Annotated in this window: 11 protein-coding genes; 5 read left to right on the forward strand and 6 right to left on the reverse strand. The window is 30.1% G+C overall.

Translation table 11 applies throughout. From position 1 onward, the window contains the following. A partial coding sequence (locus ACTG3S_RS07275) for a glycerol-3-phosphate dehydrogenase/oxidase (RefSeq protein ID WP_439128692.1) occupies positions 1-1,357 on the reverse strand: 1,357 nt, incomplete at its 3' end. A 156-nt stretch (positions 1,358-1,513) separates the two neighbouring features. On the opposite strand from ACTG3S_RS07275, the gene ACTG3S_RS07280 reads away from it, so the two are divergent. Next, positions 1,514-1,948 (forward strand): TerB family tellurite resistance protein, encoded by a 435-nt coding sequence (locus ACTG3S_RS07280; RefSeq protein WP_439128693.1) that lies wholly within the window; start codon positions 1,514-1,516, stop codon positions 1,946-1,948. A 4-nt stretch (positions 1,949-1,952) separates the two neighbouring features. On the opposite strand, the gene ACTG3S_RS07285 is transcribed toward ACTG3S_RS07280, so the two are convergent. Then, entirely contained in the window at positions 1,953-2,495 is a 543-nt protein-coding gene (locus tag ACTG3S_RS07285; RefSeq protein WP_439128694.1) for a pyridoxamine 5'-phosphate oxidase family protein, read from the reverse strand. 82 nt (positions 2,496-2,577) lie between these two features. On the opposite strand from ACTG3S_RS07285, the gene ACTG3S_RS07290 reads away from it, so the two are divergent. After that, positions 2,578-4,053 carry a Na+/H+ antiporter NhaC family protein gene (locus ACTG3S_RS07290; protein ID WP_439128695.1) on the forward strand — a complete coding sequence of 492 codons (1,476 nt, stop codon included), beginning with the start codon at positions 2,578-2,580 and terminating at the stop codon, positions 4,051-4,053. Here ACTG3S_RS07290 and ACTG3S_RS07295 read toward each other — a convergent pair. From ACTG3S_RS07295 to pheS, 4 genes are read right to left on the reverse strand one after another with little or no spacing between them, the layout of a single operon-like run. Continuing rightward, entirely contained in the window at positions 4,030-4,992 is a 963-nt protein-coding gene (locus tag ACTG3S_RS07295; protein ID WP_439128696.1) for a hypothetical protein, read from the reverse strand. The two genes, ACTG3S_RS07290 and ACTG3S_RS07295, sit on opposite strands and share 24 nt — an antisense overlap. 3 nt (positions 4,993-4,995) lie before the next feature. After that, positions 4,996-6,450 (reverse strand): MBOAT family O-acyltransferase, encoded by a 1,455-nt coding sequence (locus ACTG3S_RS07300; protein WP_439128697.1) that lies wholly within the window; start codon positions 6,448-6,450, stop codon positions 4,996-4,998. Positions 6,451-6,461: 11 nt separating this feature from the next. Continuing rightward, the gene (locus ACTG3S_RS07305; protein ID WP_439128698.1) at positions 6,462-6,878 is read right to left on the reverse strand and encodes a hypothetical protein; all 417 of its coding nucleotides are present in this window, start codon (positions 6,876-6,878) and stop codon (positions 6,462-6,464) included. Between the two features lie 56 nt (positions 6,879-6,934). Then, positions 6,935-7,954 (reverse strand): phenylalanine--tRNA ligase subunit alpha, encoded by a 1,020-nt coding sequence (pheS, locus tag ACTG3S_RS07310; protein WP_439128699.1) that lies wholly within the window; start codon positions 7,952-7,954, stop codon positions 6,935-6,937. 196 nt (positions 7,955-8,150) lie between these two features. Here pheS and gdhA point away from each other — a divergent pair, with 196 nt between their 5' ends. From gdhA to ACTG3S_RS07325, 3 genes are all read left to right on the forward strand, one after another. Next, positions 8,151-9,506 (forward strand): NADP-specific glutamate dehydrogenase, encoded by a 1,356-nt coding sequence (gdhA, locus tag ACTG3S_RS07315; protein WP_439128700.1) that lies wholly within the window; start codon positions 8,151-8,153, stop codon positions 9,504-9,506. An 82-nt stretch (positions 9,507-9,588) separates the two neighbouring features. Next, positions 9,589-10,212, forward strand: coding sequence for a LysE family translocator (locus ACTG3S_RS07320; RefSeq protein WP_439128701.1), 624 nt, complete (start codon positions 9,589-9,591; stop codon positions 10,210-10,212). Between the two features lie 9 nt (positions 10,213-10,221). Beyond that, positions 10,222-10,787 (forward strand): alpha/beta hydrolase family protein (locus ACTG3S_RS07325; protein WP_439128702.1); only part of this gene is annotated, 566 nt, incomplete at its 3' end.

Below are 10,787 nucleotides of genomic sequence, written 5' to 3' on the forward strand. Positions count from 1 at the left end.
GTTTGCCATAATTATGTACCAAATATTCAGCATCTTTTCTATCAAAGCCAACCTCTGTAATTCTATTTTGTATGGCATCTGTATAGCTTTTTACCTCATTAAAATTGGCAAAGGTACCACCAGAAAGTACAATTTCTTTAGTTTTAATATCTTCAAACTCTTTATGAAACCTACGTTTGTATTTTTTAGCTACTAAATCTACAATACGTTCTGCCATTTTACGGTAACCCGTTAATTTACCACCAGCAATAGAAATGAGTTCTGTATCAGACACAAAAATTTCGTCCTTTCTAGATAATTCACTTGCAGATTTTCCTTCTTCATGAATTAAAGGACGTAAACCAGCCCAAGAAGATTCTATATCCTCTAAAGAAATATTTATATCAGGAAACATATTATTTACGGCAGCAATTAAATAAGTTGCATCTACTAAATTGGTAGTTACGTTATTTTTATCTTCTTGATAATTGGTATCTGTGGTACCAAAATAAGTCACTTTTCCTCTAGGTATTGCAAACATCATTCGTCCATCTGGCACATCAAAATAAACAGATTGTTTTACAGGTAATTTTTCATGAGGAACTACCAAATGTACTCCTTTTGTAAGGTGTAAACGTTTGCCGGTTTTAGAATGATTGGTTTGGCGTAAAGTATCTACCCAAGGGCCTGTTGCATTTACTACATATTTTGCTTTTATATCAAAATTTTCATTCGTAATAACATCTTTTACTTTTGCCCCAACAACTCTATCGTCTTTATAAATAAATTCGGTTGCTTTTGTATAGTTGATAACTTTTGCATCATAATCTAATGCTGTTTTTAAAACTTCTAAAGTTAAACGTGCATCATCTGTTCTGTATTCTGCATAATATCCAGCACCATTTAAGATGTTTTCTGGCAACAAAGGTTCTTTTGCCAAAGCTTCCTTTTTATCTAGCATTTTACGCTTGTCTTCACCTTCTACAGAAGCTAAAATATCATAAACTTTTAAACCTATGGATGTTAACCAAGAGCCATAAGTACCACCTTCAATTAAGGGTAAAATCATTTTTTCTGGTATTACCAAATGTGGTGCTAATTTGTGCACAATAGCACGTTCTGTACCTACTTCTTTTACCAACCAAAAATCGAATTGTTTTAAATAGCGCAAACCACCATGAATTAATTTTGTAGATTTACTAGAAGTCCCAGAAGCAAAATCTCTTTTTTCTATCAAAGCGACTTTCATGCCTCTTGATGCAGCATCCAAGGCTATTCCTGCACCTGTAATTCCACCACCAATTATCAATACATCAAATTCTGTGTTTTGTATATGTTTCGTAATATTTTTCCTATTGAAGTAAGAAAACTTTTTCATAGTAACAGATTTGTTTTTAATTATGATTTTTATAAAAATCGGAATTTTCAACAAAATACGAAAAAGCAAAATACCCGTTTTAAATTTTTCTTAAAAAAGTAGTTTTTATTTCGTTTACACCTTCTTATGTTATATTTTTAAGGAAAATAAAAAAATATGTCATTTTCAAATATATACTTAACAGGAAAACACAAACAAGAAATAGGTCATTTTGCAAACATTGTAAAAATTGCAAAGGTAGATGGTACCATTAGCGATGGTGAAAAAAACTTGTTAATAAAAGCGGGTAAAAAACTAAATATTACCTTAGAAGAATTTACGATTATTTTAAATAACCCAGAAAAATTTCCAATAAATCCGCCCGTAAGTTATGAGGAAAGAATTGAGCGTTTACACCGTTTAACAAAAATGCTTTTAGTAGATGGTGAAGCACATTTAAAAGAAATAAACTTATTTAAAAAAATTACTGTAGGCTTGAATTTTTCTAATGAAAGAGTTGAAAAAGTCTGTAAAGAAGCAATTGCACAAGTGCTTAATAAAGTAAATTTAGATGATTTTATTTTGGCTATTAAAAAGGCAGATGGCTATTAATTTCTTATTTTAAAATATGGGTTGGCAAACCATCAATACTTTCTTGGTTTTTGTTTTCCCAATAATTTTTTATTCCTTCTTTTCCTTGTTCTGTAGCCCAATCATTTAAATCGTTTCTTTCTCCTTTATATTCAAAATAAGGTATTGACATTCCGCAAGAAGTTTGTGCAGAATCTATAGAAATATCAAAAATTTGACGTGTTCCAGGAGTTTCTGGAAATAATGAAATGAGTTCATCCCAAGACGCATCTCCTTCTTTAATTTCTTTCCCTTTACCATACAAACGCAAAATATTAGGTGCTTTTTCAAAGGAGCAAAACATAATGGTAATGCGCTCGTTTTCTAGCAAATGTGCAGCAGTTTCGTTACCACTTCCTGTAACGTTTAACCATAAAACTCTATTTTCTTCAATAATTCTAAAAGAATCCATCCCTTTTGGTGATAAATTAATTCTACCAGAAGTTGGTGCAGTTGCCACAAAAAATATTTTTTGTGCTGCTATAAACTTTTGAAGTCTAGATGTGATTTTTGTATAGAATTTTGACATTTTAAATTTTAATTTGAAAACACTAATTTACAACATCTGAAATTATTAATTTATTACCTTTAGCCAAAATAAAACTTTTTTTATGGAATATGGATTTCTATCAATTTTACCACCAGTAATTGCCATTATTTTAGCTTTAAAAACCAAGCAAGTTTACATTGCTTTGTTATTTGGTATTTGGTTTTCTTGGTTAATTATAGAAGGTTGGAATCCGTTACAAGGCACTTTAGCCATGATAGAGGGAATGGTAAATGTTTTTCAATCTAAAGGAAATACAAGAACTATTATGTTTAGTGCTTTGGTGGGTGCTTTGTTAATTTTTATTCAATTTTCAAGAGGTGTAGAAGGGTTTATCAACATCATTAATAAAAAATTAGTAAAACTAGAAGCTAAAAAAACGGGTTATAGTAGAATTATGGTGCAAATTTTGGCAACTTTTACAGGTTTGTTACTGTTTGTAGAAACCAGTATTTCTTCTTTAACAGTAGGTACTTTATATCGCCCTATATTTGATAAATTAAAAATACCCAGAGAAAAACTGGCTTATATTGCAGATTCTAGTTCTGCACCCTCCTCAATTTTAATCCCTTTTAATGCTTGGGGTGCATTTATTATGGGCTTGTTATTAACACAAGGTATAGACAAGCCATTTTCGGTGATGATTGCTTCTATCAAATATAATTTTTATCCACTATTGGCAATTATTTTGGTGTTTGTAGTTATTTTATCAAAGAAAGATTTTGGTTTGATGAAAAAAGCTGAACAAAGAACCAAAGAAACAGGTTTGTTAATGAACATAGGTGCCAAACCTATGGTTTCAGATGAGGTAACTTCTTTTCCGCCAAAAGAAGGTATACCAGCCAAAGCTTACAACATGATTGTACCATTGTTGGTTATGGTTTGTATGATGCCCATCAATTTAATTTACACAGGTTGGAATGAAGTAAAAGAATACACTTCTACTTTTGATCATGTAAAACAAGCTATTGGAGCAGGATCTGGCTCTTCATCCGTTTTATATGCTGTAGTTACAGCACTTTTAGTAGCCATTATAATGTATATGATACAGGGTTTTTTAAAACCAAAAGAAGCCGTAAACTTAACCTTAAAAGGGATTAGCGAGTTAATGCCATTAGCTTTGTTAATGCTATTAGCTTTTGCTATTGGTGATGCTTGTAAGGTTTTAGACACAGGTAATTACGTAGCAAACGTAACAGAAAGTTGGTTGTCTCCAGAATTATTACCAGCAGTTATTTTTGTAGTAAGTTCTTTTATTGCCTTTTCTACAGGAACTTCTTGGGGTACTTTTGCAATCATGCTGTTAATTTCTATACCGATGGCAAATACGCATGGTGCAGATATTACCATTGTGGTGGCTGCCACTTTAGGTGGTGGAATTTTTGGAGATCATTGTTCTCCAATTTCAGATACGTCAATTATTTCTTCTATGGCCTCAGCAAGTGATCATATAGACCACGTAAAAACACAATTGCCTTATGCGCTTTTTGGTGGCTTAATTACCGTTATTTTGTATTTAGTTATTGGGTTTTTGGGATAGATTATTAAGAGTTTTTCGCTGTTGAGATATCACATCAAATTCTATAATACTATCCATAAAGCGAGAAAGTTTTTCTGCACCATATTCAGAAAGGTGACTTGAGTCCCAGAAGTCTTTTTCTATATAATTATTGTCTGCGATTAAATTTAAATAAATACAGTTTTTATATTCTTCAGCTATTTTTTGTGCAGCAAGAATTGTTATAGATAACTGCTCTTTATTTAAGTTATTTCTATAAGTTTTATATGCAGGTAATGTATATAATATAACATTAACATTATTAATTCTACACCAGTTAAGTATAGATTTTAAAGTAGATAAATTTTCTTTGAAAATTGTTTGATTTTTCTTAGATTTTATGTTATCTGGTGTATGCCATTTTAAAGTCTCATGGGCAGATTTTATTAAATCTCTAGACTCTTTAGAGTTGAAAATTTTAGCCCAACCTAGTTTAGTGACATAATTGTTATTGTAATAATAGCCAACTATTTTTTTTAGATTTTCTTTAGGATTATTTTCTATTACTTCAATTGATTGAGTTGTTCCTAATCCAAAATAATAGTTATAATTTTTTTTATAATGTGAGATTTCTTTTATTTGATAATTTCCAAAAAAACTAGCATAAGAAATGGGTAATATAATGTTTTTCAGACTTTTAAACCTATCCTTGTACTTGTTGAAAATTTTATTGTCATAATAAAATAATTGTCCACTATGGGCTGCATTAAAGGTTTTAGATGAAAATAGTTCAGGATTTAGGCCTCCATAAGAATGAGAGCTTCCTAAAATTAATGTTTCTATATTTATTGCATTTTTATCTAAATATTCTTTTTTATAAATATATACATTAGGAATATTTTTCAATAAAACTTCCAATAAAACAGTAAAAATTAATAGTGGGGATAAAAATAATATTAATTTAAAAACAAATTTTTTCATAACTTAGAATTGGAAATAAATAAATTCTTGTGTTTTTCCTTTAAAAATAAAAATTATAAAAATGATGATATAATACACTGTTAAGCGAACTGGTGCCTTCCAATTATAACCAAGTTTTTCTATACCGTATTTATCATTCCGTCCAAACCATTCAATTAAAAAAAATAGTAATGTTAAAAAAAGTGTAATAAGTGCTGTTTTTTTTCCTGTAAAATTAGGTACTGAAAATAGCGATAGTGAAAAAATATTCGATAGATAACTTATCGCATGTTTTAAGCTTTCAGCTCTGAAAAAAATAATTGAAAAAACAAATAGACTGAAGGTAGAAAATAGATTAAAAAACTCTTTAGGTGATGGAATAATACGCCCTTTAGCAATAGTTCCAATATTCTTTTGTTTTCCTTTTTTTAATAATGTGGGTATAAAAAGCATTGCATTTACAATACCCCATACAACATATGTCCAATTAGCACCATGCCAAAGCCCGATAATAATAAACTGGATAAAAACTATTATTATTTTCCATGATTTTTTTTTATTTTTATTGAGTCTTGCCATTGGAATAAACAGGTAATCTCTAAACCATTTTGTTAATGAAATGTGCCATTTTCTCCAAAACTCAGCAAAGTCTCTAGAAAAATAAGGGAATGCAAAATTTTGAGTTAAATTAAAACCAAATAATCTAGATGTACCAATAGCAATATCTGAATATCCTGAGAAATCGCCATAAATTTGAAAAGTAAAGAATAAAGCACCTAAAACAAGTGTACTACCAGTAAAATCATCTGAATTATTAAATATTTGATTGGCAAACATAGCGCAATTGTCTGCGATTACCATTTTTTTAAATAAACCCCAAAGAATTTGACGCATTCCGTCAACTGCTTTTGAATAATCGAAAGTTCTTTTTGTATAAAATTGAGGTAATAAATCTTTAGCTCTTTCAATAGGTCCTGCAACTAATTGTGGAAAAAAACTAACAAAAGCCGAGAACGCAATAAAATCTTTGGTAGGTTTTAATTTCTTTTTATAAACATCAATAGAATAACTTAATGTTTGAAAAGTATAGAAACTAATACCAACAGGTAAAATTATGTTTAAGGAACTTACTTTTATTTCTGCTCCAAAAAAAGAAAAAGCAGCATTAAAATTCTCTAAAAAAAAGTTGTAATATTTAAAAAAACCAAGGAGTCCAAGATTTACTATAACACTTACCAATAGCAAATACTTTCTTTTCCTAAGGTTTTCTTGTTTTAAAAGTTCAATTCCTACAAAATAGTCAACAATAGTACTAAATAGAATCAGTATTAAAAATTTCCAATCCCACCAGCCATAGAATACATAACTTGATATAACTACCAAAAGATTTTGTAGTTTTAAATTTTTATTTGCTAAAAACCAATAAAGAACAAATACTATTGGTAAAAACAAGGCAAAGTCAATAGAATTAAAAATCACTTCTTTATTTGTTAATTGTTATTTATGTGATAATTATTAGGTGTTACACCACGTTTATTCAACTCAGGAATCATACGTAAAGCACCTTCTTTAATCGTGTTTTCTTTAAAAATAAACGTTTTTTCAAACAAGTTGTTTCCTTCAAAAAAAGTAACTTGAAAACGGTTGTTTAAAGCAAATAACTCTGGCTGAATTAATTCAACCTTAGCAAAAGAATTGGCTGGCAATTTTTCTATTTTTTTACGCAATAAAGACGTGGTTTTAGTATCAGAAAAACCTTGCGAAACAATCACGACCATTTCTAAATCTACATCTTTTTTGTTGATGAGATACACATTCCAATCATTGGTGTTGTAAATGTCATTAAACTCATAAACAACCGCCATTTCTACATTGGAAACTTCAGGTATTTTGATGTCTTTTTTCAAATAATTGTTTTTAAAGTTTTAATGCTGAAAATTTATAAAGTAAAGCTACTTTTCAACTATATCACCGACTTAAACTGCTCCAAAAAACGTTTATCATTTTCGTAAAACATTCTAATATCTGGTATTTGGTATAGTAACATCGCAATACGTTCTATACCCATTCCAAATGCGTAACCAGAGTATTTTGTTGGGTCTATATTCGCATTTTTTAGTACGTTAGGATCTACCATTCCACACCCCATAATTTCTAACCAACCTGTACCTTTGGTAATTCTGTAGTCTGTTTCTGTTTCTAATCCCCAGTAAATATCAACTTCTGCACTTGGTTCCGTAAACGGAAAATAAGAAGGACGCAAGCGAATTTTAGATTTCCCAAACATCTCTTTTGTAAAATATAATAAAGTCTGTTTTAAATCGGCAAAAGAAACATCAGTATCTATATACAAACCTTCTACCTGATGAAAAATACAGTGTGCCCTTGCGGAAATATCTTCGTTTCTAAAAACTCTTCCTGGAGAAATGGTTCGTATTGGCGGATCATTTTTTTCCATATAACGTACTTGTACAGAAGAAGTATGCGTACGCAATAAAATATCTGGATCTTGCTCAATAAAAAACGTGTCTTGCATGTCTCTTGCAGGATGATATTCTGGCAAGTTCAAAGCAGTAAAGTTATGCCAATCGTCTTCAATTTCTGGACCTTCAGAAACGGTAAAACCAATTCTATTAAAAACATCAATAATTTGGTTTTTTACCAATGATATTGGGTGCCTTGAACCTAATTCTATAGGTTCTGCAGGACGTGTTAAATCTCCATAAAAACTTTTTTGGCTTGTCGTATTTTCTAGAGTTTCGTTTAAAGCAGCAACTTTACCTTCTGCAGATTTTTTTAGGTTGTTTAGTGCTTGCCCAAAATCTTTACGCATTGCTGCATCTACATTTTTAAATTCTGCAAACAAATCTTTTAGCAAACCTTTGCTTCCTAAATATTTAATTCTAAACGCTTCAACCTCTTCTTTTGTAGTAGCATTAAATGCTTTTACATCACCAATAAGTTCCTTTACTTTATCTAACATTTTCGGGTAAAATTAAGGTACAAATTTAGTGTTTTTTGTAGAGTTTTATCAATCTAAAACTTAAAAAAGACAAACACCTTTCGAAATCGATTGAAATAAGGCGATGAAGATGTTAAATAAAATATAATTATTATTTTAACAATTTATAATTTAACTATCTTTGCAGACATAATTTTTATTAAATTCATAAAATAATATGGCAAATAATATAGAGTTAAAAATTGAAGAATTTATGGAAATGGTTAAAAGTAGAAATAACCATGAACCAGAATTTTTACAAGCTGTTCAAGAAGTTGCAGAAACTGTAATACCTTATATTGTAAATCACGATATTTATCATGGAAAAAACATTTTGCTAAGAATGGTAGAGCCAGAAAGATTAATTTCTTTTCGTGTTTCTTGGGTAGATGATGATGGAGAAATTCAGGTAAATAGAGGATATAGAATACAAATGAACTCTGCAATTGGGCCTTACAAAGGTGGTTTGCGTTTTCATCCAACAGTAAATGCAAGTATTTTAAAGTTTTTAGCTTTTGAACAAGTGTTTAAAAACTCTTTAACAACTTTGCCAATGGGTGGTGGAAAAGGAGGTTCAGATTTTGATCCAAAAGGAAAATCTGATAACGAAATTATGCGTTTTTGTCATGCTTTTATGAGTGAATTATTTAGACATATTGGACATAACACAGATGTACCTGCTGGAGATATTGGTGTGGGTGCTAGAGAAATTGGTTTTATGTTTGGTATGTATAAAAAATTAAAAAACACCTTTACAGGAGTTTTAACAGGAAAGGGACAATCTTGGGGAGGTTCTTTAATTAGACCAGAAGCTACAGGTTATGGTACTGTGTATTTTGCACAAAATATGTTGCAAAGAAAGGATGATTCTTTCGAAGGTAAAAAAGTAGTAATTTCTGGTGCAGGAAACGTAGCACAATTTGCTGCAGAAAAAGCGATAGAATTAGGGGCAACTGTATTAACATTATCTGATTCTGGTGGGTATATTTTAGATGAAGAAGGTATTGATACAGAGAAGCTAAAACATATTATGTACATTAAAAACGAAAAAAGAGGTAGAATTAGCGAATACACAGAAAAATATTCGAATGCAAAATATTTTGAAGGAGAAAGACCTTGGTCTGTAAAATGTGATATTGCTCTGCCATGTGCTACTCAAAATGAGTTGAATGGTGAGGAAGCAAAACAGTTAATTGAAAATGGTTGTATGTGCGTTTCTGAAGGAGCAAATATGCCTTCTACACCAGATGCAATTCACGAGTTTCAAAATGGTAAAATACTATTTGCACCAGGTAAAGCAAGTAATGCTGGTGGTGTTGCCACTTCTGGATTAGAAATGAGCCAAAACTCATTGAGAATTTCTTGGTCAAGAGAAGAAGTAGATTCTAGATTAAAAGACATTATGGAAGACATACATGATTCTTGTGTAGAATATGGAGAAAATGAAGATGGTTCTATAGATTATATTAGAGGAGCAAACATTGCTGGTTTTGTAAAAGTTGCAGATGCTATGTTAGCACAAGGTATTATCTAAATACGGTTTAAGTTATAATAAATTGGAAACGCATCAAATACTTGATGCGTTTTTTTGTTTATTTGTATATCTAAAACAAAATATGGTCTTTTTAACGTGTGTCCTTTTAGGGTTTTTTATTGCTGCAGGAGGCAGTATTACCCCAAGTTTTTTAAATTTAACAGTTGTAAAATTTAGTCTAAGAAATGGTAAAAAACCTGCTTTTTATTTAATCGGAGGCTATGCAACTATACTTTTTTTTCAAGCAAATATTGGTGCTTATTTATCTAATATTTTAATGAAAAATTCAGAATATATTACCTTAATCCAAAAAATTGGAACAGGTATTTTATTTCTATTATCTTTTAATTTTTTTAGACTACACTTTACATCTAAAGCGCCTAAAGAGAAACAAGATATACCAAAATCTAAAGCTTATTTCCACGGTATTTTAATGTCTTCTTTAAACACAATTGCCATCCCTTTTTATTTTACAACTATTTCTTTTTTAATAGGTTTAGATTATTTTGAATACTCGTTATTAAACAGTTTTTATTTTTCTGTTGGTTCTACTTTAGGTTCCTTTACCTTGTATTCTTTATATGCTATTGTTGCAGAAAAAATAGAGCACAAACTACAGTATGTTGCTACAAAAATGGACTTTATTTTGGGTTGTTTAACAGGCGTTGTTGCCATAGGAAATCTAATTTATCTTCTTAATAAATAATATTAAAATATGATACAACTAAAAAATATAATTGTTGATGGTAAACATGAAAAATCCATTGTAACAGACGTATTTTATGAGGAAACTAACCAACCAAAAAAAGTAGTAATTTTTTGTCATGGTTATAAAGGTTTTAAAGATTGGGGCGCTTGGAATTTAATGGCAGAAGCATTTGCAAAAGCTGGTTCTTTCTTTATAAAATTCAACTTTTCACATAATGGAGGAACTCCAGAAAACCCAATTGACTTTCCAGATTTAGAAGCGTTTGGTAATAACAATTACACCAAAGAGTTAGATGATTTAGAAAGTATTTTAGACTGGATTTCTACAAATATTGACTTTAAAGCAGAGACAGATGTAAATGACATTTCCATTATTGGGCACAGTAGAGGAGGAGGAATTGTATTGTTAAAAGCTAATGAAGACAAACGTTTAAAAAAAGTAATAACCTTAGCAGCTGTTTGTGATTTTGGAAAACGAAGTTCTACAATTGGCGATTTAAAACAATGGAAAAAAGATGGCGTAAAATATGTGGTAAATGGTAGAACAAAACAAAATATGCCTCATTTTTATCA

This window comes from Polaribacter sp., assembly GCF_965656025.1.
In the GTDB taxonomy this organism is placed as follows: domain Bacteria; phylum Bacteroidota; class Bacteroidia; order Flavobacteriales; family Flavobacteriaceae; genus Polaribacter.

Bases quoted from the DNA above. Each gene is read 5' to 3' on its own strand.
- ACTG3S_RS07295 (WP_439128696.1), bottom strand. From the start codon at position 4,992: ATGAAAAAATTTGTTTTTAAATTAATATTATTTTTATCCCCACTATTA.
- ACTG3S_RS07290 (WP_439128695.1), top strand. From the start codon at position 2,578: ATGGAATATGGATTTCTATCAATTTTACCACCAGTAATTGCCATTATT.
- ACTG3S_RS07285 (WP_439128694.1), bottom strand. From the start codon at position 2,495: ATGTCAAAATTCTATACAAAAATCACATCTAGACTTCAAAAGTTTATA.
- gdhA (WP_439128700.1), top strand. From the start codon at position 8,151: ATGGCAAATAATATAGAGTTAAAAATTGAAGAATTTATGGAAATGGTT.
- ACTG3S_RS07280 (WP_439128693.1), top strand. From the start codon at position 1,514: ATGTCATTTTCAAATATATACTTAACAGGAAAACACAAACAAGAAATA.
- pheS (WP_439128699.1), bottom strand. From the start codon at position 7,954: ATGTTAGATAAAGTAAAGGAACTTATTGGTGATGTAAAAGCATTTAAT.
- ACTG3S_RS07320 (WP_439128701.1), top strand. From the start codon at position 9,589: ATGGTCTTTTTAACGTGTGTCCTTTTAGGGTTTTTTATTGCTGCAGGA.